Annotated in this window: 22 protein-coding genes and 1 riboswitch; of the genes, 6 read left to right on the top strand and 16 right to left on the bottom strand. The window is 59.7% G+C overall.

What is annotated here, in order from left to right; genetic code table 11:
• Positions 1-65: 65 nt before the first annotated feature.
• Positions 66-172, bottom strand: a riboswitch (TPP riboswitch).
• Positions 173-369: 197 nt separating this feature from the next.
• On the top strand, positions 370-1,827 hold the full coding sequence (locus tag H3028_RS14970; RefSeq protein WP_181297952.1) for a TolC family outer membrane protein: 1,458 nt from the start codon (positions 370-372) through the stop codon (positions 1,825-1,827).
• Between the two features lie 146 nt (positions 1,828-1,973).
• Here the strand turns inward: H3028_RS14970 and waaA are convergent, their stop codons facing one another.
• Positions 1,974-3,245, bottom strand: coding sequence for a lipid IV(A) 3-deoxy-D-manno-octulosonic acid transferase (gene waaA / locus H3028_RS14965; protein ID WP_181297950.1), 1,272 nt, complete (start codon positions 3,243-3,245; stop codon positions 1,974-1,976).
• Positions 3,246-3,391: 146 nt separating this feature from the next.
• On the opposite strand from waaA, the gene H3028_RS14960 reads away from it, so the two are divergent.
• From H3028_RS14960 to H3028_RS14945, 4 genes are all read left to right on the top strand, one after another.
• Entirely contained in the window at positions 3,392-3,724 is a 333-nt protein-coding gene (locus H3028_RS14960) for a multidrug efflux SMR transporter (RefSeq protein ID WP_181297949.1), read from the top strand.
• A 79-nt stretch (positions 3,725-3,803) separates the two neighbouring features.
• Positions 3,804-4,979, top strand: coding sequence for an FAD-binding oxidoreductase (locus tag H3028_RS14955; protein WP_181297947.1), 1,176 nt, complete (start codon positions 3,804-3,806; stop codon positions 4,977-4,979).
• Complete coding sequence (locus H3028_RS14950) at positions 4,976-5,788, top strand: aldo/keto reductase (protein ID WP_181297945.1); 813 nt, start codon at positions 4,976-4,978, stop codon at positions 5,786-5,788. The genes H3028_RS14955 and H3028_RS14950 overlap by 4 nt, the downstream gene beginning before the upstream one ends.
• Positions 5,789-5,825: 37 nt before the next feature.
• Positions 5,826-6,713, top strand: coding sequence for a metal ABC transporter ATPase (locus tag H3028_RS14945; RefSeq protein ID WP_181297943.1), 888 nt, complete (start codon positions 5,826-5,828; stop codon positions 6,711-6,713).
• A 32-nt stretch (positions 6,714-6,745) separates the two neighbouring features.
• On the opposite strand, the gene hldE is transcribed toward H3028_RS14945, so the two are convergent.
• The 3 genes from hldE to H3028_RS14930 all read right to left on the bottom strand — a co-directional run bounded on the left by hldE (position 6,746) and on the right by H3028_RS14930 (position 11,282).
• Positions 6,746-8,167 carry a bifunctional D-glycero-beta-D-manno-heptose-7-phosphate kinase/D-glycero-beta-D-manno-heptose 1-phosphate adenylyltransferase HldE gene (gene hldE, locus H3028_RS14940; RefSeq protein WP_181297941.1) on the bottom strand — a complete coding sequence of 474 codons (1,422 nt, stop codon included), beginning with the start codon at positions 8,165-8,167 and terminating at the stop codon, positions 6,746-6,748.
• Positions 8,168-8,283: 116 nt separating this feature from the next.
• Positions 8,284-10,101, bottom strand: coding sequence for a lipid A export permease/ATP-binding protein MsbA (msbA, locus tag H3028_RS14935; RefSeq protein WP_168424358.1), 1,818 nt, complete (start codon positions 10,099-10,101; stop codon positions 8,284-8,286).
• On the bottom strand, positions 10,098-11,282 hold the full coding sequence (locus tag H3028_RS14930) for an O-antigen ligase (RefSeq protein WP_168424359.1): 1,185 nt from the start codon (positions 11,280-11,282) through the stop codon (positions 10,098-10,100). Before H3028_RS14930 ends, msbA begins: the two co-directional genes overlap by 4 nt.
• A 98-nt stretch (positions 11,283-11,380) precedes the next feature.
• On the opposite strand from H3028_RS14930, the gene H3028_RS14925 reads away from it, so the two are divergent.
• Complete coding sequence (locus H3028_RS14925; protein WP_168424360.1) at positions 11,381-12,016, top strand: toluene tolerance protein; 636 nt, start codon at positions 11,381-11,383, stop codon at positions 12,014-12,016.
• Here the strand turns inward: H3028_RS14925 and H3028_RS14920 are convergent.
• The 12 genes from H3028_RS14920 to waaF all read right to left on the bottom strand — a co-directional run bounded on the left by H3028_RS14920 (position 11,962) and on the right by waaF (position 24,915).
• Positions 11,962-13,092 (bottom strand): glycosyltransferase, encoded by a 1,131-nt coding sequence (locus H3028_RS14920; RefSeq protein ID WP_168424361.1) that lies wholly within the window; start codon positions 13,090-13,092, stop codon positions 11,962-11,964. The two genes, H3028_RS14925 and H3028_RS14920, sit on opposite strands and share 55 nt — an antisense overlap.
• 25 nt (positions 13,093-13,117) lie before the next feature.
• Positions 13,118-14,029 (bottom strand): DUF6625 family protein, encoded by a 912-nt coding sequence (locus H3028_RS14915; RefSeq protein ID WP_178114079.1) that lies wholly within the window; start codon positions 14,027-14,029, stop codon positions 13,118-13,120.
• 2 nt (positions 14,030-14,031) lie between these two features.
• Positions 14,032-14,991, bottom strand: coding sequence for a glycosyltransferase (locus H3028_RS14910; protein ID WP_168424363.1), 960 nt, complete (start codon positions 14,989-14,991; stop codon positions 14,032-14,034).
• Positions 14,988-15,683: a CatB-related O-acetyltransferase gene (locus tag H3028_RS14905; protein ID WP_181297939.1), complete on the bottom strand. Its 696-nt coding sequence runs from the start codon at positions 15,681-15,683 to the stop codon at positions 14,988-14,990. Before H3028_RS14905 ends, H3028_RS14910 begins: the two co-directional genes overlap by 4 nt.
• A gap of 29 nt (positions 15,684-15,712) precedes the next feature.
• Positions 15,713-16,864, bottom strand: coding sequence for a glycosyltransferase (locus H3028_RS14900; RefSeq protein ID WP_168424365.1), 1,152 nt, complete (start codon positions 16,862-16,864; stop codon positions 15,713-15,715).
• A 2-nt stretch (positions 16,865-16,866) separates the two neighbouring features.
• Entirely contained in the window at positions 16,867-18,606 is a 1,740-nt protein-coding gene (locus tag H3028_RS14895) for a carbamoyltransferase (RefSeq protein ID WP_181297937.1), read from the bottom strand.
• A gap of 98 nt (positions 18,607-18,704) precedes the next feature.
• Complete coding sequence (locus tag H3028_RS14890) at positions 18,705-20,144, bottom strand: lipopolysaccharide kinase InaA family protein (RefSeq protein ID WP_181297935.1); 1,440 nt, start codon at positions 20,142-20,144, stop codon at positions 18,705-18,707.
• 67 nt (positions 20,145-20,211) lie between these two features.
• Entirely contained in the window at positions 20,212-20,949 is a 738-nt protein-coding gene (locus H3028_RS14885) for a lipopolysaccharide kinase InaA family protein (RefSeq protein WP_181297933.1), read from the bottom strand.
• Positions 20,946-21,761 carry a lipopolysaccharide core heptose(I) kinase RfaP gene (rfaP, locus tag H3028_RS14880; protein ID WP_181297931.1) on the bottom strand — a complete coding sequence of 272 codons (816 nt, stop codon included), beginning with the start codon at positions 21,759-21,761 and terminating at the stop codon, positions 20,946-20,948. Before rfaP ends, H3028_RS14885 begins: the two co-directional genes overlap by 4 nt.
• Positions 21,758-22,879, bottom strand: coding sequence for a glycosyltransferase family 4 protein (locus tag H3028_RS14875; protein WP_181297929.1), 1,122 nt, complete (start codon positions 22,877-22,879; stop codon positions 21,758-21,760). Before H3028_RS14875 ends, rfaP begins: the two co-directional genes overlap by 4 nt.
• A complete protein-coding gene (waaC, locus tag H3028_RS14870) occupies positions 22,879-23,880 on the bottom strand; it encodes a lipopolysaccharide heptosyltransferase I (RefSeq protein WP_181297927.1) in 1,002 nt (333 codons plus the stop codon). Before waaC ends, H3028_RS14875 begins: the two co-directional genes overlap by 1 nt.
• Positions 23,881-24,915, bottom strand: coding sequence for a lipopolysaccharide heptosyltransferase II (gene waaF, locus H3028_RS14865; RefSeq protein ID WP_181297926.1), 1,035 nt, complete (start codon positions 24,913-24,915; stop codon positions 23,881-23,883).
• Positions 24,916-24,917 lie beyond the last annotated feature (2 nt).

Below are 24,917 nucleotides of genomic sequence, written 5' to 3'. Positions count from 1 at the left end.
AAACACGGCGGGTGAAGGGCATCGGGCGCGCCGGAACTGGCGCCGAGAGCGCTCGCCGGGGCGGCTGGCGAGCACATCTTGTTCCCTACGCAGGCCTTAACCTGATCAGGTTCAACGGGATCCGGAACTTTCCGATCTCAGCCTTCGATTCAAGGCACCCCGACAAGAACGGGACCGAGTCTAATCAAGAGTCCGTGGGAAAGCCACGTCGAACCGAAAATGGCGCGACCGTCGGGTCATTTTTGCCATGACTCGCCGTGCCTGTCGGAACGCCCGCAGGCAGCGTCATGGCTGCATCGCCACGCTGCTTGACCGGCCGCATGGCGGCGCATAGCCTTGCCCATCACTCCGCTTCAGGGAAAGACGCACATGCTGCGCAGACTCACGCTGGCACTCGCCGTGACCGTCGCCTCCTCGGGGCTGGTATGGGCCGAAACTGCACCCGCCCTCTCCAGCCGCACCGACCTCGTGAGCGTGTATCGTCAGGCCGTCGAGAACAACGCCGACCTTGCGGCGGCGCGCGCCCAGTACAAGGCTATCCAGGAAGTCGTACCTCAGGCGCGTGCCGGCCTGCTGCCGAATCTCACCGCTGGTGCGGAGATGAGCAATACCCGCACCGAGCTCGACACCGACGCCGGTTCCCGCTCGCTGTCACGCACCGGTACCGTCTATCAGGCGACGCTGAGCCAGCCGATCTTTCGCGCCGAGCGCTGGTTCCAGTTGCAGGCGGCCGAAGCCATCAGCGAGCAGGCGGCGCTTGAGTATTCCATCGCCGAGCAGGATCTGATCCGCCTGACCGCTCAGGCGTACTTCGCGGTGCTACGTGCACAAGACAACCTCGCCGCCACGAAGGCCGAGGAATCCGCATTCAAGCGGCAACTCGATCAGGCCGACGAGCGCTTCGAAGTAGGCCTTTCCGATCGCACCGATGTGCTCGAAGCCCAGGCTGGCTTCGACACCGCCCGCGCCAATCGGATGATCGCCCAGCGCCAGGTCGACGATGCCTTCCAGGCACTGTTCACCCTCACCAATCGTGAGTACCTGGCGCTCGAAGGCATCGAGCACAGCCTGCCGGTGCTACCACCAGTCCCGAACGACGCCAGCGCCTGGGTCAATACTGCTGCCCAACAAAACCTCGATCTGCTGGCCAGCACCCAAGCAGTCACCGCCGCCGAGGAAACCCTGCGCCAGCGCCGTGCCGGCCATGCACCGACGCTCGATGCCGTCGCGCGTTACAGCAAGGGCGACAACGACACCCTGGGCTTCTCCAATACCGGCTCAACCGATATTCCGGGGTTCGATCTGCCGCGTTACAACGGCAACGTCGAGCAAAGCAGCATTGGCCTGCAGCTGAACATTCCGCTGTACAGCGGTGGCCTGACCACGTCACAGAGCCGCGAAGCTTTTTATCAACTCACCCAGACCGAGCAGCAACGCGAGAGCCTGCGCCGGCAGGTAGTCGAATCCACCCGCAACCTGCACCGCGCGGTCAATACGGATGTCGAGCAGGTGCAAGCACGCCTGCAATCGATCATCTCCAACCAGAGCGCGCTGGAGGCCACCGACATCGGTTATCAGGTGGGGACGCGGAATATTGTCGACGTACTCGACGCCCAGCGCCGGCTGTTCGCCGCAGTCCGCGACTACAACAATGCCCGCTACGACTACATTCTCGACAGCCTGCGCCTGAAGCAGGCGGCCGGCACGCTCAACCCGGGCGACCTGGAGGACTTGCAGCGCTATTTGAAATCGGATTACGACCCGGACAGCGACTTCCTGCCGCCGGATCTGTCGGAGAGTTTCGGTCGACCCGTGCGCGTGGAGTAGGACAGCGGCGGAGTTCGCTCGCCTGAGGTCTGATCTGACCGAGGAATTGGCTTGGGCGAAACAACCCGCTCTGCGGCGCGCGCTGCTCGCCCTTCCGGCGTGAGAATGGATTAAGTGAAACCCACCGATAGCAAGCGGGCTGCGACTCAGTCATTGAGCAGCCGGGCCAATCCCTCCAATAGCCGGCCCAGTGCGCCCTGATTGTTCTTCAACACATGGTATCCCGCGGATCGAGCCTGCTCGGTACTCGCCGGATCTGTCCAGAACGCCTCGATTCCCGCCGCCAGCTCAGGCGCGCTGCCGACCTCCTTTAGCGCGCCGGCATCTCGCAGTTGCGCGGCGATGTCTAGGAAGTTGAACACATGCGGACCGGTCAGCACCGGCTTGCCGAGGGCAGCGGGTTCCAGCAGATTGTGGCCGCCAGTGGGTACCAGGCTGCCGCCGACAAAGGCCACGTCCGCCAGCGCAAAGAGAAACAGCAACTCGCCCATGGTGTCGCCAAGCAGCACCTGTGTTCCCGCCAGGGGCGGCTCGCCGAGCGAGCGGCGGACGGTGGTAAAGCCCTGCTTTCTGCACAACTCGAACACCAAGCCAAAGCGCTCCGGATGCCGTGGCACCAGGATCAATAAGGCGTCGGGATGTGCGACGAGCAACTGCCGCTGGGCGGCCAACAGAATTTCGTCTTCGCCGGTATGGGTGCTGGCGCCGATCCAAGCAGGACGGGCGGTAGCGCTCCATTCTTGCCGGAGGGCTTCCGCCTGCCTCGACAAAGTCGGATCAATCATGAGATCGAACTTTATCGAACCAGTCACCTGCACGGCAGCGTCGCGCGCACCGAGCTGGCGGAAACGTGCGGCCTCGGCCTCGGTCTGTGCAGCGATCAGGTTCAGCTCGGCGAGCATCGGGCCGGTCAACCGGGCGAAGCGCGCATAGCCGCGGGCCGAGCGTTCGGACAACCGCGCATTGGCTAGCGCCACGGGAATACCGCGGCGGGCGCACTGATGGATGTGGTTCGGCCATAACTCCGTTTCCATTACCACCGCCAGCTTCGGCTGCAACCTTTGCAGGAAACGCGAAACTGCCCAGGGCAGGTCATAAGGCAGGTAGCAATGCTGCACCGTATCGCCAAACAGCGCCCTGATCCGCTCGGAGCCCGTCGGGGTCATGCAGGTCACGGTAATCGGCAACTGTGGGTAGCGCGCCCTGAGCGCACCGACCATCGGCGCGGCGGCGATGCTCTCCCCCACCGAGACCGCGTGGACCCAAATCCCCCCCGGCTGGAAGTCGGGCAGCCCAACGGCAAAACGCTCGCCAATGCGCTTCGAATAGGCAGGCGCACGCCGGGCGCGCCAGAGTAGGCGAACCATCACAACGGGCAAGGCGAGATGGAACAACAAGGTATAAAGGGTACGATTCATGGGCGCGGAGCTTAGCAAAGGCCTCTGCGAAACGGCCACCACGACGGCTGGAAAGGAAAAGCGACAGCGCTCCGAACTTGCCAGCGCTGGCGCAGCCGAATGAACCGCAGCGCGAATCGCTCGCCCTGCATGCCACCGGAGGCCGCATGACAGGCTACATCTACCTTGCTATTGCTATCATCGCCGAAGTGATCGCGACCACCTCGATGAAGGCATTGGACGGATTCAGCCGCCCGCTGCCCCTGTTGCTGGTCGTCGTCGGCTATAGCATTTCGTTCTGGATGCTCAGCCTGGTGGTCAAAACCATTCCGGTGGGGATCGCCTATGCCGTCTGGGCCGGCCTCGGTATCGTTCTGGTGAGCATCGCGGCAGCGCTGATCTATCAGCAGAAGCTCGACCCGCCGGCCATACTCGGCATGGCTCTGATCGTTGCCGGCGTGGTGGTGATCCAGGTATTTTCCGGTAGTACAGGGCACTGAAATCCCACTATGGGCGGTGACATGAAGCCGATGGGCAAGCGGTTATACTGCGCGCCTGTTTCCACAATGAGGCCCGCCCATGTCCGATTCCCTGAGCACCGACATCCTGATCGTAGGGGGTGGCGTCGCCGGTCTGTGGCTGAACGCGCGCCTGCGCCAGCAAGGCTACTCGACTCTGTTGATCAACAAGGGTGCGCTCGGTGGCGGGCAAAGCGTCAAGTCACAGGGAATCATTCACGGCGGCACCAAGTACGCGTTAAGCGGGGCTCTGACCGGTGCGTCGGAAGCCATCGCCGATATGCCGCGGCGTTGGCGCGAGGCCCTGGCCGGCAACGGGGAACTGGATCTTTCCGGCGTGCGGCTGCTCTCCGATGCGCACTATCTGTGGTCACCCGGCACCCTGGCCGGCAACCTCACCAGTTTTTTTGCCAGCAAGGCCGTGCGCTCGCGAGTCGGCCAGGTCAAGGGCAGCGAGCTGCCGCCCGCGCTGCAGGACGCTCGCTTCAAGGGCAAGGTGTATCGACTCAGCGAATTGGTGCTGGACGTACCCAGCCTGATCCAGCGCCTGGCGGAACTGGCCGGTAGCGGTCTGCTGGCTGCCGACACGGTCGAGCCGCTGCGCGAGAATAATGAATTGACGGGGCTGATCGTTGATGGTCGCGTGATACGCGCGCAGCGCATCGTCCTGAGCGCCGGCGCCGGCAATGCGGAGCTGCTGCGCGCACTGGACCTCGCACAGCCAGCCATGCAAAAACGCCCACTGCATATGGTGCTGGTCAAGGCTGCCACGCTGAAGCCGCTGTACGCACACTGCCTGGGAGGCGGCTCGAAGCCGCGGATCACGGTGACCAGCCACCCGGCGGCCGATGGCGAATGGATCTGGTACCTGGGGGGGGACCTGGCGGAGGCCGACGGTGTAGCACGCGATGAAGCGGCGCAGATCGCTGCGGCGAAGAAGGAGCTGGCCGAACTCGTGCCCTGGATCGACCTCTCATCCGCCCAATGGGCCACGCTTCGCATCGATCGCGCCGAACCGGCCCAGTCGGCCCAGTCCAGGCCGGACAATGCCTTTCTTGCGGAACAAGGGCGGCTGCTGGTGGGCTGGCCGACCAAACTGGCGCTGTCACCGGATTTCGCTGACCGCGTTCAGGCTGCCCTGATCCGCGACGGCATCCACCCGCAGCAGTACTCTCCGCTGCCAGCACTGCCGCGCCCGGCCGTCACCGGGCCTTTCTGGGAGGGGCTATTGTCATGAGCGAAACGTTACACGACCTGCGCCGTCCGCTCGGCAGCACCGGCCTGATGGTTTCGCCACTGGGGCTGGGTACCGTCAAACTGGGCCGCGATCAAGGCGTCAAGTATCCCAATGGTTTTCGCATTCCAGACGATGCGCAGGCGCGGCAGTTGATCGGGCTGGCGCAGGACCTTGGCATCAACCTGATCGACACCGCCCCGGCCTATGGCATCAGCGAACAGCGCCTGGGCCCGCTGCTGCAGGGCCAACGCAATCAGTGGGTCATCGTCAGCAAGGTCGGCGAAGAATTCATCGACGGCCAATCGCATTTCGACTTCTCCCCGGAACATACTCGGCGTTCTGTGGAGCGCAGCCTCAAGCGCCTACAGACCGACCGAATCGACCTGGTGCTGGTGCATTCGGATGGACGGGACGTGGATATTCTGCGAAACAGCGGCGTATACGAGACGCTTGCGGAACTCAAGCGCGAGGGCAAAATCCTCGGCTACGGACTGTCCGGCAAAACCGTCGAAGGCGGCTTGCTTGCGCTCGATCAGGGCGACTGCGCCATGGTGACCTACAATCTCAATGAACAGGCCGAACGCCCGGTACTCGACTACGCTGCATCCCGCACCAAGGGCATCCTGATAAAAAAAGCCCTGGCCAGCGGTCATGCCTGCTTGAAGCCAGGCGAAGACCCGGTGCGAGCCAGTTTCGAGCTGCTGTTCGCTCATCCGGGTGTCAGCGCCGCCATTGTCGGCACCATCAACCCGCAACACCTGTCAGATAACGTGCATATCGCTGCAGCCGTTTTGTCCCAACAACAATAACGACGGCCCTACGGCCGCCCGACGCCAGGAGGAGCCGATGCCGCGCGTGTTGATCCGCAAGAATCCCACCGCTTTCAAGACCCTGCCGCTGCTTGTCGAAGCCAGCGCAGATGGCTTGCGCTACCAGAGCCTAGGCCGCCCGCTAAACTTCGGCGAGATGCTCGAGCGACGGCGGCCAGTTGCGGTCGACGATCCATCCCGCTTCAGCCTCGAACTGGCCAACCTCGGTGTTTCGGTGCGCCTGACGCTCCGCTGGCAAGGCCAGGACTACTGGGTACTGGTGCGTCAGCAACGTCTGGATCGCGGCGATGTCGTGCTGAAGCTGATCTCCGGTTATGTACCAGCACACGAACTCAGCCTGCCGCTGCTGACGGCCATCCAGGAAGTTGCCGAGGAATGTCTGCTGGAAACCCCGGAAGGCTGGCTCGCTGGACGCTTCGGTGATATCTGGCTACCGGCGCCCTATCAAGGCAGCCTGCGCTACCGCGAAGCCGTGCACTTCACTCTGGCTTCGCTGTCCGGATCGGCCCGGCCGGTCCAATGCGGACAAATGACCCTCATGGAGCGGCCGAGGGCCTACGTGCACCTCCCCACCGCATCGCTGCAGCTGGTTTACGACATGCGCCTGGAGCTGCCAAAGGAGACCCGGGAGCTGAGCCTATTCCACGTCGACGAGCGCCTCGAAGACGGCAAGCTCGTGGCGCAGCTGGATCGCAGCCGTCCCGATCTGTACCTGATTCCGCTGCAACAAGGGCGTCCCACCGCCTCGCTGCTAACCCTGCGCAAGGGCCAGCCGGTGCCCGCCAGCACGCGCGGGTTATGGCTGTCGGAGAGCTTTGCGCCGCAGCATGAGTGGGTCGTGCGGGACGAACGCATCCGCTGGCGCGATTGGATCGACACGACCACCGCTGCCGCTTGCCATTAGCGGCAGAATCGTCCCATCGTGCCCGGTACGCTTTAGCGGCTGCGTATCTTCTCGACTATCGCGGTAGTGGAGCTGTTTTCAACCAGCCCTAGCACCTTCACCACGCCACCGTAGGCCGCGACCAGATCCGCACCTACAACCTGATCGACTCCATAGTCGCCGCCCTTGACCAAAACGTCCGGTTTCACCTGCGCCAGCAGGTTTTCCGGCGTATCTTCGGGGAAGCAGACCACCCAATCCACCGCGCCGAGACCAGCTAGAACGGCCATCCGCCGATCGACCGAGTTGATCGGTCGCCCCGGCCCTTTCAGACGGCTCACCGAGCCATCATCGTTAACCGCGACGATCAGCCGATCGCCCTGCGCGCGGGCCTGCTCCAGATAGGTCACGTGACCGGCATGCAGAATGTCGAAACAGCCATTGGTGAAGACGATCTGCTCACCCTCGGCTCGGGCATCCTCGATGGCAGTGAGCAGCTGTTCAAGGGTCATCACACCGCGCTCGGAGCCCTCCTCGCGCTGAACGGCACGACGCAGCTCAGGCGCACTGATGCAGGCCGTCCCCAGCTTGCCGACGACGATACCGGCCGCCAGATTGGCCAACGCCACGGCCTGCGGCAGCTCTTCACCGGCGGCGATCGCAGCGGCCAAGGTAGAGATGACGGTATCGCCGGCACCGGTGACGTCAAATACTTCACGGGCCCGCGCCGGCAGGTGCAGTGCCGAATGCTCCGGTCGCAAAAGGGTCATGCCGTGCTCGCCACGTGTGACCAGCAGAGCCCCCAGTTCGAGGCTATGCATCAGCTCGGCGCCCTTGGCCACCAGTTCGGCTTCGTCTGCGCAATGACCAACGATGGTTTCGAACTCACCAAGATTCGGCGTGATCACCGACGCACCTCGGTAAATCTCAAAATTCTTGCCCTTGGGGTCGGCCAGTACTGGAATGCCGCGCTTGCGAGCAGCCTGGATCAAAGCCTGGTGATTACGCAACGCACCCTTGCCGTAATCGGAGAGGATCACCACCTTGATGCCATCCAGCAACTCCTCGACTTGCGCCAGCAGCGCAACGGGATCCGTATCGAAGGGCTCCTCGAAATCCATCCGCAACAGTTGCTGATGACGACTCATGACGCGAAGTTTGATGATCGTCGGCTGATGCTCGATGGATTGGAAATGCGCGCCTACCCCGGCGGCGGCCAGGCTGTCCGTCAGACTCTGCCGCGCCTCATCTACACCGGTCACACCCACTAATGCTGCCGGCGCACCAAGTGCCGCAATGTTCAGCGCGACGTTGGCCGCACCGCCCGGCCGATCCTCCACCTGCTCGACCTTCACCACAGGCACCGGCGCCTCCGGCGATATCCGCGAGGTACCGCCATGCCAGTATCGATCGAGCATGACATCACCAACCACCAGAACGGCGGCTTGGTCGAATCGGGGCATGGACAGCTTCATGGGGGCTCCGGAGCAAAAAAAGCGGAGGATCATAACATGACGAACCGCCCAAGCCGGCGCAGCTACTCTAAGGAGACGGGCATTGAAGACCGGCGGCGCATGGCAGACAGCGCCACTTACTCCGGCTCGTCGCTCTTGAACTGTGTCTCGTGCAATCGGGCGTAAGCGCCGTTGGTCAAGAGCAGTTGCGCATGGGTACCACGCTCGACGATGCGACCTTGCTCCATCACCAAGATCAAATCCGCCTTCTCGATCGTGCTCAACCGATGGGCAATGACCAGCGTCGTACGCCCCGTCATTGCATGATCCAGCGCACCCTGGATGTGCCGCTCGGACTCGGTGTCCAGCGCCGACGTAGCCTCGTCAAGAATAAGAACCGGCGCGTTCTTCAGCAGCGCGCGGGCAATGGCCAGGCGTTGGCGCTGACCACCTGAAAGCAGCACGCCATTCTCACCAACATGGGTGTCGTAGCCCTGAGGCATCTGCCGAATGAACTCATCGGCGTAGGCATCGCGGGCCGCGCGCTGGATATCCTCAAGCGGTGCGCCCGCCAAATCGCCATAAGCGATATTGTTGGCGACTGTGTCATTGAACAGCGTGACCTGTTGCGTAACCAAAGCGATGTGCCGACGCAAATTACGCAGGGTGTAATCCTCGATCTCCATACCATCTAGCAGGATCTGCCCACGAGTGTGATGATAAAAACGAGGTATGAGGTTGGCCAGAGTCGACTTGCCGCTCCCAGAACGTCCAACCAGCGCCACCATCTGCCCCGGTTCGACACTGAAACTGACGTCGTGCAACACCTGCTTATCCGTCCCTGGATAAACGAAGCTCAAATCGCTGACCTCCAGCTTCCCGGTAACTTTCTCGCGCTCGAACGTACCACTGTCTGCTTCGGGCGACTCATCAAGCTGCTCGAAGATACTTTCAGCTCCAGAAACGCCTTTCTGGATAGTGGAACTCACCTCGGAAAGTTGCCGGATCGGTTTGGGCAGCAAACCGGCAAGCGTAATGTAGGCGACCAGATCACCCGCCGAGGCGTCTCCGCGCATGTACAGTACCAGAAACATCAACACCGCCATCGCGCTGTAAATCACCAACTGCAACGTAGGGGTATAGACCGCATTGGTCTTGACCATGCGCAGCTGCTTGCCGGTGTTGTCGGTACTGGCATCAAAAAAGCGATTTTGCTCATACGATTCGCCACCGAAGCTACGCACCACCCGGTAACCTTGAATCGTCTCGGATGCCACATGGGTGACGTCACCCATCGCGACCTGAATCTTCTTGCTCTGTTTGCGAAACTTCTTGCTGGCACTGGACACCATTACGCCGATGACCGGGAGAATCACCACCATCACCAGCGTCAGCTTCCAGTTCATCCACAACAGCGTGGCGAACAGAAAGATCACGGTCATGCCCTCTCGCACCACTACCTTTATCGCGTCCGTCGCTGCGCCGGTCACCATGGTCACATTATAGGTAATACGCGAAATCAGATGACCGGAGTTGTGATTGTCGAAATAAGGGTTTGGCAACACGAGCAGGTTGTTGAACAAGGCCACGCGCAGGTCGTGCACCAACCCCAGCGATACTCTGGCGAGAAAGTAATTGCCGAGAAAAGAGCCAATACCCTGCATCACCGCAATCAGCACGATCAGTAGCGGTACAGCCTGCAGCAGCTTGAGATCGGCCAGCGACTTCAGTTCGCTCAGGTGCGGTACCTGGGCAAAAAAGCTTGCATCGGGATTATTCAGCCCATCGACAAAGAACTTGAGGATATAGCCGAGCATCGGCTGGGTGGAGGCAAAAAGCAGAAAGCCCAGCAGGCTGACAGCGAACAATTTCCAGTAGGGGATCACATAGCGCAGCAAGCGCAAGTAAATGCTAAGACCGGATGCCGTGTCAGCGTTCAGGGATGAGCCACTCATAGAGGACTGCACTCGCGCGTTGAAGGGCGGGAATGGTAACACTTCGAGGTAGCTCGCACGCCGATTAGCCCCAGCGCCAACCCCACCGGCAACCAGGTCAAGAACCATTCGGGTCGAGGGGAGTTCCAAAGACTCGCGCCGTCGAAAAGCAGTGCCATGGTACAGAACACCCATAGACCGATCAGCATGTTGCCTAGAGTCGTAGCGCGCTCGCGCACTGCTATGACGAAGCTGCGACCCCAAATCACTAGCCAGAGGATGAGGCCAGGCAGGCCCAGTTCCAAGGCCACGTGGATGAACAGGTTATGCGTGTGATCAAACAAGCGCCCCAGCGCTTCGACTCGATAATCGCTTCCCAGCCCCAAGCCCAGCCAGGGCTTGTCAGCAATCATCCCAACGCTGGCAGCAAAGATTTCGGGACGGTAGGATGTGCCTCTGGCGACCACATACTGGCCAAATAACCAATAACCGATGATCGCCGCAACTACGAACAGTAAGGCCATGATCAAGCCTGCACGCCCGGCTTGCCAGGTGGGAATCAACAGTACGCTAACCAACAGCGCGATCCACAATCCACGGCTTTGCGTCATCACCGCAAACGTAAACAGCATCAACAGCCCGGCCGCCCAGACAAGACGCAGAACTGTTCGTCTAGGAGGCAAACATGACCACCATATCAACGCCATTCCGACCACATAGCCGCCGATAATTGGATGGTCAAGCAGGCCGAGCCCCACAACCCTCCATTCCCAAGGCATGCCCACAATACCGTAGTGGTAAACAAGTGCTGTTAACGCAGCGAGTGCCAGCCCAAAGCCAGCCCATCGCAGTACAGCAGTCATACGGGAAGGTACGTCCCCCACCAACAGCAGGCCTAGCAAGAAACACACGACATAGAGCAGCCGTTTGGCTTCACGTGCGGGCTCGTCTGCAGCGGTCCATATCACGCTGAGTGCACTCCACACGAGCAAAGCAAACAGGGCTAATACGAGAGGTTTTTCAAGCCGCCAGACGTCAAGGAGAAACTGCCTCCGTGACCAGGACATCCATAAAGCCGGAAGCCAGAACAAAACTATCAAACCTTGCTGGTATAGCTTCGTCGTAGAACTCCAGGTTATTCCAAGCAAAAACCAGAGCAGACCCAAGGTTAACCAGGCCAGCCCCAATCGACGGCAATCCATAAAACTCCTTTTAGAAGACAAGCGAAATGTGCCACTAACGGCGATGTTAGAATACGCGCCCCTTATAACGTTCGTACGCGATCCAGGCCTAGTCATTGATGCACGTAAGCCAATTATGCCAGCGAGACTTGCAACTGCTCACCACTAACGCCGTTGTTCTGGAGGCGGATAGCCTCGGCCCGAAGGTTTTGCGACTCGAGAACGGCCAGTTCTTGAAGTTTTTTCGCCGCAAGAGATGGCTATCCTCTGCTCTCCTGCGGCCCTACTCGCGCCGTTTCGCCGAAAACGCTGAGCGACTGCGAGCACTTGGCATCGCTACGCTGAGAGTTCACACGCTGTACGAATTACCTGACACGTCGCTCAGTGCAGTGCTTTACGCACCCTTGCCAGGCACGTCCTTGACCCAGCTTGCCGTCCGGCCCGAATTCAGCTGGGAGCAAATCCTCCCAAAGCTCATCCTGTTCGTTCGTGGACTACACGAACGGGGTGTCTACTTCCGCTCGCTTCACCTAGGTAACATCGTTCTGACGCCGGAAAACGCGCTGGGCCTGATCGATATTGCGGATATGCGGTTCCTGGGCAAACCACTGCCAAACTACATGGTCAAGCGCAACCTCGCGCATTTCAGTCGATATTTGAAGCGAGAAAAAATGCAGAACGAATTTCCGTTCTCCCAGTTCTACAAGGCTTTGACCGGATCAGAGTCGCCGTCAGATAGCAGTAAGTCTGCGTAGCCTTTACAGAATTGCTTCCAACTGACTTCTGGCGCGAGTTGACGATCCTGCTCGCCTGCAAGCAGTTCGCGATCCGAGTCGATCACTCGCCCAACGGCACCGACCCAGCCGGAGATATCATCCGTTGCTACATAGACGCCGCTGGGGCCAAGCTGCTCGATGAAAACAGGCAGGTCGCTGCAAACAACCGGTACCCGGGCCAGTACAGCCTCCTGCAGTACCAGACCCAACCCCTCGTTGTGCGATGGAATCAGCATTACGTCAAAGGCTCGGTAAAGCCGTGCAGCGTCGTCACGATACCCCGCCAAGGTTACCTTTGATTCTAGCCCTAAGCTCCGGATACGCTTTTCCAGCTCAGACCGTTGCGCACCTTCGCCTACGATGACGAGATGTAGATCGTCCCGGCTTCGTGACAGCCTAATCATAACGTCGAGTATCGCCAGATAGCCTTTGCCTTCAACCAGGCGCCCTACCGCTCCTAGAAGCAGACAGTCCCTATCGACACCCAGCCTTGCCCTGGCTTCGTGACCAGGGATAAGCGATTGTCTGAATGAGTGTGGGTTGGTTGCTGTTCTCGCTGCGGTTACTGGCATGCCCAGCTTAAAGCGTAGCGACTCGGCAAGGGCTTCGGATACTGCGATCAATTTCAAGCGATGCGCTGGCAAAGCGCTGAGCAGGCTTTTATCCTTTTCTCGAAGACGGCCCTCACCATGAAAGACCACAATCACCTGGGGCTCAGCGGCATGCGACCCTACGACTACCGGCACAATCAGCCGCGCCACGCCAATACCATCAAGCAGCATCGCCTTGGGCTTAACACGACCTATTTCACGAGCGAGACGCCGTTGCAGCCTCCACTGCAATAACCTCCAAACGCCTTTGCCTTTCAGCGCTCTCGTGCTTGTCTGCCAATACAACGGCCTTCCGCTCGCTTGAGCCGCCGCATCCTCCTGGCCCTGCAAAACCCAGGTGTGTATATCGCCCCGGTTAGCTGCCAGTGACAGAATCTGGTCGTGCACCTTGTGGATCGACGCATAAGCCTTGCCCGAGGACCAGACAATACTGATTGTGCTCATTTTTGCCGTCTCCAGTCAGGCCGCTTTAAAGCACTTCAACGACACTGGCTTTTTCCTCAGAGCCCAGACTGCGGCCATAAGGTCGAAAACCCTGTTCCGTGATACACCATGCGGGTCTTGAAGACAGATCCGGAGGCTGGATCAATGTTTCAGACTGACCATCTGACCACTTCGAGCTCTTCCAAGTTATGAAGTGGAAATAGGGGAATTCACGTAAACCATCCCGGTTGTTCGTTAGTTTTCCAACGTTCCACATCCAGCACTCTGGGAAGTCGAAGCCACCGCCGAGCCAGGGAACGCGAGCATGCGGGGTGCTGAACGCTTCAGTGAATTCGCTACGCCGGCGCCACGGATTAAACTTATCAGCTATCCGCCGAATCCCTTCTGGCCAGTTTTTGTGTCGAATAAATAATCGACTGAACGCCCCTTCATCGAACGCATAGTGGGCAGGGTCTTCGAAACAGCTCTGCCAACCGGGAATGTTCATAAAGGCCTCGCGCATGCGCTTATTGTTCCGCAACATACACAGGTGGCCAGAAATACGGCGGGCGTGCGTAGAGATTAGATCGTATCTGGAGAGCCGCTCATCAGAAAAATATTGTCTCAAATCCCCATAGATGAGATCGATATCACTGAAACCCCAAAAATCGAAGCCCTCCAAATGCTCGGAATGTAAATATCCCAATGCTGGCTTGATGTCACAGAGTTTGTAAGGGCTAGTTGGGTTGAACGAGATGCCGAGCCCCTTACTCACTAATTGGCAGTAGCCTGCGAAAGACATTGGCTGGATCTTTACGTTCTCTGGCAAATTATCTGGCGCACCGCAATCCGTAAAAAAAAGCCACTCGATGTCAGTGTTCCATCTGCAGGCTTGCAAAAAGAAAGGCAGCCAAAACGGCCAGCGACCGAAATAGGGAATCAAAAGACGAATACGCATGTTCACTTCATCCCTAATCGCAGGCGCAACCGATTTAACAGCCCCATCGCCGGGCGCTCTCGAAGCGGTTCCTCCAGTGCTTGGACAATAAGCCGCCCAATGTTCAAAAAAGTATATCGCTCCTCGGCCAATGCTCGCCCCGCCGCAGCAATGCGGACAGCCAGCGCGGGATCGGAACGCAGTATCCCAAGTTTGCTTCGCAGCTCCTCGAGACTTCGGTAAAGCACCAGATTCGCCATATCGACAAAACCCAACGCCTTATTTTCCGATTCGCCCTGATCCCAAGCGAATAATACGCAGCCGCAGGCCATGGCCTCGAAGTTCTTGATCATATATTCGCCCATGCCAACATCGGCACTGACGAAGAAACGAATGCGGTTGAGCATGGTCCGGTAATCCTCACCGGAGTTGGTGCGCGTCACGACCAGATCTTCAAACTTTGCCAGCTCGGTCAGCAAGGCTTTCCGTTCGCTATAAGCGCCACTCTTTATGCTGCCGATGAACCCTAGTTCTATATCTCGCTCCAACCGCATGTCAACCAAGGCGGTCTGATCGTAGCCTTTTGGAACAAATATCGCATCAAAGCCCTCTTTGCGCAGCCGCTCACTTACCATGTACCCAGAGCTGATTACTCGCGCCCAAGGTAACTTTGCATAGTGTTTGCTGAACTTTCCGGCGTACTTACAAGAAATGTAGTTCTGATAAGCATCGTGCTCGAGAATTACCAGATTAGGTACGGTACGGATAAACGAAACCTGGCGGATTTCCTGCTTGAAGCGAAGAAAAAAGAGGATCCGATCATAGCGATGTACGTCGACTTCCCGACGAAAATAGCCGCGCAAATCCGTCTGATCCTCACAGCTCAACCAACGGAGATCGCAATTGCAATGTGTGGAGATGCCCTCGTACAAGCGATCAAGGATTGCGCGCTGTTCGGCCTGAACAAGCAACAAAATATTCATAGAGTGTGGCAGCGATCCGGCGTTATGCATAAAGTTTTAGGCCTGAGTCCAGCGACAGACGTCCTTTCGCTCAGTTCCCGCAGGAATGCCTCAGGATTGTTGAGCGGCAGGCGGATTAGATCGGCTATCGGAAGGTCCCACCATTTCGACGCGAGCAGTTGCTGCGCCATGAGTTGGGGGTGCCGTTGCGCGACGACCCTGGCTGGAACGCCGGCGGCAATCGAGTAAGGCGGAAGGCTTTTAGTGACTACCGAGCGAGCTGCCACAATACAACCAGTACCGATATCTACGCCCTCCATAACCATAGCGTCGCGCCCTATCCACACGTCATGTCCGACGCAAGCCGGGGTGGAACGTGCCTGGTAATGCCAAGCGGTTCCGGAATACTGGAACGGGTGAGAGCTGACCCAGTCACTAGGGTGGATATTGCGTTCCTGGCCCAGCACGACATTCGACCCGATTGAGCAGAAGCGCCCGATCGAAGCGACGTTCTGCAGCTCGCCGCCGCTTCGCATATAGGTACGAGTACCGATGTTCAATTCATCAAAGAGCAATTGAACATGCCCAAGCTCGGCGCCAGTCTCGATGGTTAAGCGGCTTCCCTTGCGCAAAGCCGATACGCCGCTTGCTAACTTGCACCCGTGTCGACGAATCCATCGCTTCCAATATTCATTTCTAAGCCAGGTAATCATGCAACCGGGAACTCCTAAACTCGCTCGCCTCAGGAAGCCATGGCCGACCGAGCGATAGAAGAAACGATATCCATCTGCCAGAAACAAGAGCGCACAGCGCTATCCGAAAAGGCATCGCCCAGTCGATCGAGCATTCTCGTCGTGCATAAGGCGCGTTCTTCACCGCTCATATCCGATATCTGAATCAACCTGTTCGCAAGTACTGTGCTGTCGCCGAGTGAAAATACAAGGCCAGCGCCATCTATCACTTCCCGCCCACCACCACAGTCACTCGTAACAACCGGCACCCCGGCCGCCATTGCCTCCAGCAACACCATGCCAAACGGCTCGTGGTCAGAGGTCAGAGCGAACACATCGAAGGCTTTGAAATAGCGCCGGCCCGATGGGACTTGCCCAAGGAAGAGAACTTGCTCAGCGATATTCAGATCTTTCGCCAATTGGCGAAGAGAGCCCTCAAGGCGCCCGCTGCCCATGATCGCCAGCAGGCTTCCATTTTGTAATTGAGGCAACGCCTGAGCAAAACCGCGGATAAGGGTGGTCTGGTCTTTGTCAGGGTGCAGTCGACCAACATTGCCGACCACCCATATACCATCCGGCAGGCCGAGCGCTTCACGAGCGGCTTCACGCGAGACCTGCTCAGCCTGTACCGCGGCGACATCGATGCGGTTGTACAGCGTCTCGATGCGCGCGGACTCCCAGTTTGGAAGATGGGTGCGAATCTCGTCGCGCACCGCATTGGAAACACCAAGCAGCAACAGGCGTGAGCGGAAACAGTTGACGAACCAACGGCGCATCCGCCGGCTGTACACGCCAAAGGCATGATGCACGCCAATCACCGGCACTCGGGTCGCTAACAAGGCAACGTAGATTGGCTTGAAGCGGTGGGCGATGCAGAAGCGGAAATTTCGCCCCGCGACGATCCGTCGTAGTCGGCGCATGGCGTCGAGCTTGAGACCGCGCAAGTCTTTGCTGCTATAGCCGAGGAAGATCACTTCGTCAGAAGCCGAACCGTTCTCGGCCTCTGCACTTGGCGCACCGGTCAAATAGACGGTGCAAACCTTGTATGGCGTCCCGCTGAATAGCACTGCGTATTGTCGGGCGCAGTCAAGGAAGGGACCGTCATAGCCATGGCAAAGCTGCAGCACCCACTGCTGGCTGCCGGGATCCTTCGATGAGCTCATGCCTAGCCCTTCCCATCCTTCACCACCAACACATCCTCCATGATCAGATACTGCAGATCCGATCCGTAGAACATATTTAGCGCATCAGTCGGTGAACAGATCATTGGCTCGCCACGGCGGTTCAGCGACGTATTCAACGACACGCCATTGCCGGTGAGTTTCTCCAATTCGAGCATCAGGTCATACCAGCGCGGGTTATGGCGGCGTTCCAAAACCTGAGCGCGCGAGGTGCCGTCCTCGTGCACCACTTCACCCACACGCTCCTTCCAGCCCTCGTTGACCTCGAAGGTAAAGGTCATGAAGGGGCTTGGATGGTCGACTTTAAGCATCTGCGGTGCGACGGTGTCGAGCATCGATGGGCAAAAGGGCCTCCAGCGCTCACGGAACTTGATCTGCTCGTTGATGCGATTGGCCACGCCCGGCACGCTCGGACAGCCAATGATTGATCGACCGCCAAGGGCGCGCGGGCCGAACTCCATACGGCCCTGGAACCAGGCAACCGGATTGCCCTCGACCATGATCTGCGCGATCCGCTGGGGCATGTTATCGATCTGCTGCCAGGTCGGCTTGTTAGGATGGCGCGCGCATGCGGCAATGATATCTTCATTGGTGTAGGCAGGCCCAAGATAGACATGCTCCATCTTTTCCACCGGCACGCCACGCTGATGCGAGACGTAAGCCGCCGCGCCAACTGCTGTACCGGCATCGCCGGAGGCGGGCTGGACGAACAGCTCCCTCACTTCCGGGCGCGCGATGATCTTCTGGTTGAGTTTCACGTTAAGCGCACAGCCGCCGGCGAAGGCGATTTTGCCGGTCTCGTTGAGGATGTCGCCCAGGTAGTAATCCATCATTTGCAGCGCCAGTTTTTCGAACAGGGCCTGCATACTGGCGGCGTAGTGGATATAGGGGTCGTCGGCGATATCGCCTTCGCGCTTCGGCCCCAGCCACTCGATCAGCTTGGGTGAAAAGTAATAACCCTTACTTTTTTCCTTGTAGCGGCGAAAGCCGATGACGTTGGCGTAATCGGTGTTGATGGTCAGCTCGCCATTCTCGAATTTGGCCAAACGCGAAAAGTCGTACTTGGCCGCATCACCGTAGGGCGCCATGCCCATGACCTTGAATTCGCCGTCGAGCATTTCGAACCCGAGGAACTCGGTGATCGCGCCATACAGGCCGCCCAGCGAATCCGGATCGTAGAACTCTTTTATCTTGTGGATGCGGCCATTCTCGCCGTAGCCAAAGAAGGTTGTGGCGTACTCGCCCTTGCCATCGATGCCGAGAATCGCAGTTTTTTCAGTGAAACCCGAGCAATGATAAGCGCTCGAGGCGTGGGCCAGATGGTGCTCGACCGGCTCGATCTTTATCTTTTTCAGATCGAAACCCAGCTGTTGCAGGCACCACTGGATGCGCTTGTGGTAGCGCTTGTAGCGGCGATTACCGAACAGAATGGCATCGAGCGCGCGATCCGGTGCATACCAGTAGCGCTTGGCGTAGTGCCAGCGGGCTTTCTCGAAGATGCTGATCGGCGCGAAAGGAATCGCCACCACATCGACGTCGGCAGGTTTGATACCGGCTTGCTCCAGGCAGAACTTGGCTGACTCGTAGGGCATGCGATTCTTCGCATGCTTGTCGCGCACGAAACGCTCTTCTTCCACTGCGGCGATCAACTTGCCGTCGATGTACAACGCGGCGGAAGGATCGTGACTGAGGGCGCCGGAAAGGCCGAGAATTGTCAGTGCCACTGTATAAAGCCTCTTGAGAAAGCAGCTTGGAGCTTAAAGCCGGAAGCTTGAAGCAATAGCGTGTTGTAGTAAGTAGCCTGCGGGCTTCTGTCCCAGCTTTAAGCGTCCTGCTTCAAGCTGCCTTTCGGTAAACGTTGGTCCAGCAAACGATACAGAGCGCTGTCGACAGGCCAGTTGCGCAGCAAACGCTCACGATCCTTGGCAAAGGCCTGATTGAATCGAGCGATGCTGCGATGCTGCTGCAGCGCATCCAGGTCGATCAGTGCCCAGCTACCGTCCAGCCATAGCATATTGGTACCTTTCAGGTCGCCATGACTGATGTGCTCGCGAATCAGCGCAGCGAACAGCTGCTCCAGCGCCAGCAACTCCTGTTCGGGGGGCACACCATCCACGTAAGGGGCGAAACGCGTGATTATATCCTGCCCATCCACATAGCCGGTAATCAGATAGCTGCGCCCACGGAGGCCGAGCCGACGCACCTCAACCATGGCCAGCGGTTGCGGCGTAGCGATGCCCAGAACCTCCAGACGATGCGCTTCGACCCAGCTGTGCCAGGCACGAGACGGACGCCAGAAGCGCTTGAGCCAGTGCACCACGCCCTTGATGTTGTAGCGCTTGATAACCAATGCTTGGCCCTGGGTATCCACACGTGCAACCGTGGCACTACCGCCCTGCTTGAGCGGCACGCCTGCGATGACGTGACCATCCAGGTCGCTTAGCACTTCGCGCAGCTGCGCCTCGCATTCGCGGCGCAAGGCGACCAGGCCGGAGCTATCGCGGCGCACGCTGAACGCCGTGCAATCACGGCCGACCTTCTTGAGGTAGCTGGCAAGCCGCTGATACCGCGCCGCATGCACTTTATCGAGGAGGGCCTCGAGCGGAAGTGCATGCGCGTTGTTGACCAACAGGTAGTTCACCAGCAGCTCTTCGATGAAGGGCTCCAGCACCGCAGGGAGCTGAGCGAAGAAAAGCGCCAGATTCTCCAGCACGCGCTCCCTAGACAACGGCTGGCCGGGCTCCTCGGCACGAACCCCGCCACCGTCGATAAGATAGAGCCGCTGATCGTGGCGCATCAAATTGTCCAGATGCAGGTCGCTCTGCCAGAGCCCTTGGGCGTGCAACTTCGCGATTTCCGCCAGCGCAATGCCGAGCACGTTCTGTTGGTCAGCGCTCAACGGCACCTGCCGGGCCACGCCAAGCCAAGCGTGGTGCAGGCTCTGCGCCCCATTCAGAAACTCGAACAGCAGCCAGCCACCACCCTTTTCGTCGAAGCCCTTATCCAGCAGCCCCGGCGTGGTCAGCTGCTGCGCGGCGAGCAGTTGCGCACCCGTAAGCTCGCGCTCGAAATGGCGGCGCGCGCGCTCGCCGACCATAAGCTTGGCCAGCACAGGACTTCCGCGCCACTGGGCTCGCGCTACGTAGCGCTGCCCAGGTAATACCCGTAGCCACTGCTCGACATGCAAGTCTTCGGTACCCAGCGCAATGCTCAGCGGCAACGCAGGAGTTCGCCCGGCCAGGCGTAGCTGATCAAGCTTCACGCAAGCATCCTCGTTCTCGACAGACATATGCGATGCGGCGCGCAGGCTCCCAGCGAAATGAAACCCTTCACTCGCGCCCCTCGAAATAAGTCAGTATTTTTCGGATCAACGCCTTGTCACCGACGCCGATCCGCGCCCGCCGCCTGTAGAGCAGGAAGAAACGCAGCCGCTGGGTACGAGACAATGTGTATCTCGCCACCTTGTCCAGGCAGGCCAGATCCTTGACCACCCGATGCCGTAAAAACGGCCCCCACCAGAAGTCGCCGGACGGGCAATCGATCAAGAACAGCTTTTCTGCTTCGTTAACCAGCAGGTTGCGCCATTTCAGATCGTTGTGCGCAAAGTTGTGCTCGTGAAGTGTCCGCGCTGCATTAGCCAACTGCTCGCTGACGTGGCGAACCCAATGCGGGTCCGCCAGACGCGCATCACCAACGAGGGCCATGGCCGCCATGTCAGTGGTTCCGGGTACTTCCAGGGTGATCAAGGCCCCACGCCGAAAAAGCCCCGCTCGTCGCTCCAGCCCCCAGGCAGCCAGCGGCGCAACGGCAATCCCCCAGTCGTGAAAATGCTGAAGGTTTTGCCACTCGGCTTCGACCCGTGAGCGCCCGATAAAACGTCGCACGCCTTTTCCGGCCGCCCAGTAGCGCTTCACGTAAAAACGCTGACCGCCAACGCTGACACGAAGCACTTCGGACAGAGGGTCACGGGTAATCTGCTCTCCACTCAGCGCGAAAACCACCTCCAAACTGGCAAATGCACGTGCCGCGTCGGCGTTGACTTCGCCGACGATTCGCCAACGGCTCACTTCTGTGCACCTGGCGCGTACTTACGCTGGAAACGGCTTTGCAGTTTTTCGGCTTTGCGCTGCAGCCAGGCCAATAAAGAAGCCTCGTCACGCAAGACTTCCCGCAGCGGCCGCTGGAAATACAGCCGCAAAAAACGCAGCTTGTCGCGGCGGGCCAGGCCAATATCCAGCGCAGAGAAATACAGTGCGGCCAGGTCCTTGTCGCGCCAGCGCCTTGGCGTCTGGTTGCGGGTCTGAGCGCGGTGGAGATCGATCAGCGACAGGCGGAAATCGTTCGCCTTCACCGGCTTGTCGGTATGCAACAGGAAATGGCAAATGTAAAAATCGCGATGGTTGACTCCGGCGCGGTGCATGGTGCCGGCCATGCGGGCGACTTCTGCGATCAGCGCGCGCTTGAGCGATGGCGGTGGCGGCTGTTCACGCCAGTTCATTGAGAAATCTTCAAGACTGATGGTGGGCGCCAGTTCTTCGGTGATAATGAACGAATGCTGCGTCGCCGGGTTGCTGCCGCGCGCGCCGTACGCCACAGCGGTCATGGTCGGCACACCGACCTCGTGCAAGCGCAGGATCGCCCGCCATTCCTGGCCGGCACCGAGAACCGGCGCCTTGGCTGTGCCGATATTCTTGAAGATTTCGCGCCAGCCGATGCCACGATGGATCTTGACGAAGTAGCCGCGCCCCTCGACCTCTGTTCTGAGCGTACGGCGACCCTCCAGCTCCCGATATACCTGCCCCTGCAGCTGCTCGACCGCCTCAAAGGCATCCCGATCGGCCCACAGCGACTTGAAGGGCTCCGCCAGAATCAATTTCATGGTCGCTCCGCCAGAATCACGTCCGCCGCGCGCTGGGGCATGCTGTACAAGTCAGCGCTGTCTGCGTAGGCCAACGCATTTATTGCCCAGTGCCGGCGCTGCTCATCGTCGACCAGCATTTCGGCCAAAAGACGATCAAGCCGGCTCTGCTCGAATGGGCTGGGCACTACGCGCCCGCAATCGGCATCAGCGATGTAATGGGCATAACCGCAGACATCGGTGACCAGTACCGGCAGCCCGGCAACTAGCGCTTCCAACAGCACGGTACCGGTGTTCTCGTTGTAGGCGGGATGAATCAGCAGGTCGGCCCCAAGCAAAAAGCGCGGAACATCGTTGCGTCCCTGGAGGAACATCACCTGAGCGGAAATCCCGAGGTTCCGGGCCTGTAGCTGGAAGGGCTTGGGGTCGTCCTGACCAATGACGAACAAGCGCGTGCGCTTCTTCAATGTCAGTGGCAGCGAAGCGAGCGCCTTCAAGCTGCGATCCAGCCCCTTGGTCTTGAAACCGGAACCGATCTGCACCAGCAGCAGGTCGTCGTCCCCAAGCTTGAATTCTCGGCGGAACTCGGCCCTTATAGCAGCAGCATTGGATGGCGCGCGACGATCCTGAGCAATCCCCGGCGGTAGCAGGTGGAAACGCTCGGCCGGTGTCCCGTAATGCTTGATGAACAGTGGCTGCTGCACCTCGGAGATCATCAGAATTTCGGTCTTCGACTGCGGCTCGAACACCGCGCGTTCGTACTCGGCGAAATGCTTGTAACGGCCCCAGCGCCGGTAGATCGGATTGCGCAGGGTTTGTGCTTTGTCTTCGAAACAGGGATCGGCCGCATAGTAAACGTCCAGCCCCGGCATCTTATTGAAGCCGATCACCCGGCTGACCGGGCGCTTCGCCAGGTCCTGCTCGACCCAGGCCGTGAAGCGCTCGTTACGGGTGTGATTGAAGACAGCCTTGACCGGTGCGATCAGCACCTCAAACCCTTCCGGGATCTCCCCGTCCCATATCATTGTGTAGACGCGGACGGCATGCCCGCGCCGCTGACACTCCAGCGCGATGCGCATGAAGTCGCGCTGCAGCCCACCGAAGGGGAAGTATTTATACAGAATGAAGGCCAGCTGCATCAGTGTGTCTCCGATGACCGCAACAGGGCCTTGAGTTCGCTGGCGACGCGCTCGGGCGGCAGGTCGTCGAAGCAGGGTTTATGACGATCGCCCTTGCCGGCGTTCGGGCCACTTGCGCACAGATGTACTTGCGAGCGTCCATACGCGCCAACACGACCGGGCAGGGTCGGACCGTAAAGCGAGATGCCAGGCACATCCAGTGCCGCTGCCAGATGCCCGAGGCCGGTGTCCACCGCAACGCATGCGCGCGCGCCCGCGACGACTTTGGCAATACCACCGAGATTCAGCCGGGGCAACACCGACACGCCGCCCAGGCCCTTCGCAATGCGCTCGGCGCGTGCTTTTTCGTCCGCATTGCCCCAAGGCAAGCGGATCGCCCAGCCGAACTCGCTCATGCGCTCGGCGAGCTCGCGCCAATACTGTTCCGGCCAATGCTTGCTCGGCCAGGTGGTGCCATGCAGAAACAACAGATAGGGCTGTTCATTGGGCGTCGCCAGCAAGCGGCGATCCAGGCCGTAGTCGGCGCTCAAGCTGGGAAGCGGATAACCGAGCGACTGCGCAAACAACTGCCGCACCCGCTCCAGCGCGTGCTGATCGCGCGGCACAGCGTAGCGGCGATCATAGAAGCGCGACGCCAGCGGCTCGCGAGCCGAATCCCGATCCAGCCCGGCGACCGAGGCATTGACGTAACGGGTCAGCCAGGCACTTTTGAGCAGGCCCTGCGCATCGATCACCAGGTCATAGCGTGCCTCGCGCAGACGCGCCTTGAAACGACGCCATTCACCCGAGTAGAGCGTTTGCAAGGGATGCTTGCGCCAGCGGCGAATTGCCACGGGGATCACCTGCGCCACGGCCGAATGCCAAGCGGGAATCTCGGCGAAGCCCTCCTCGACGACCCAATCGAACTGTATGCCGGGCATTGCGCGCTGCGCGTCGGTCAGAGCCGGAAGCGTATGCACCACATCGCCCAGCGAGGATGTCTTGATCAGCAACACCCTCACTCAGCGCACCTCGATCGATTGCGGAAGCAGGCGATCCAGCGCCTCGATGACCGAACGCGGCTCAAGTTCGCGCATGCAATTGTTGTGGCCGAAACGACAGGTTCGCTCGAAGCACGGACTGCAATCGAGGCCCAGGCGCACGACCTCGACCTGCTCGGATAGTGGCGGGGTGAAAGCCGGCGAGGTAGAACCATAAACCGATACCAGCGGGCGGCCTAGCGCGGCGGCCACGTGCATCAGGCCGGAGTCGTTCGAGACCACGGCTTCAGCGCAGGACAGCAGATCGATCGCTTCGGCCAGGCTGGTTTCGCCCGCCAGGTTGAGTGCCTCTTCGCGCAACCCAGGGATCAACCGCTGGCGGATAGTCTCGCCCACGGCATGATCATTCTTCGAGCCGAACAGCCAGACCTGCCAGCCTTCGCGGATCTTCGCTTCGGCGACCTTCGCGAAATGCTCGGCCGGCCAGCGCTTGGATTCGCCGAATTCAGCACCCGGGCAAAGGGCAAGGACGGGCCGATCCACGCTCAGCGCAAAGCGCGCCAACGCCGCATCGCGACTCTCGGCGTCGATGCGCAGCGACGGCCTCGGATAGGGTGTGGGCAGCTCAGCGCCTGGCTCGAAAGCCAGCGCCATGAAGCGTTCGATCATCAATGGATAGCGCTGTTTGTCGAGCTTGCGCATGTCGTTGAGCAGGCCGAAACGCATCTCGCCGCGCCAGCCAGTACGCTTGGGAATCCCGGCAAAGAACGGTACCAGCGCCGACTTCAGAGAGTTCGGCAGCAGGATCGCCTGTTCATACTGGCCACGCAGCCTCTGGGCGATGGTGCGTCGGGTCGCCATGTCGAGCACACCGTGGCCTACCGGAAAACTCAGCGCCTGGCGCACTTCCGGCATACGCTCGAGAATCGGCCGACTCCACTCCGGCGCCAGTACGTCGATCTGGCAGTCCGGGTGGCGCTGTTTCAGGCAGACGAACAGCGTCTGCGCCATCACCATGTCGCCGACCCAGCTAGGACCCACAATCAGAATATTCATAA

This window comes from Pseudomonas sp. Q2-TVG4-2 (assembly GCF_013620795.1).
GTDB lineage: Bacteria > Pseudomonadota > Gammaproteobacteria > Pseudomonadales > Pseudomonadaceae > Stutzerimonas.
This window is presented reverse-complemented; position numbering and strand designations above follow the sequence as displayed.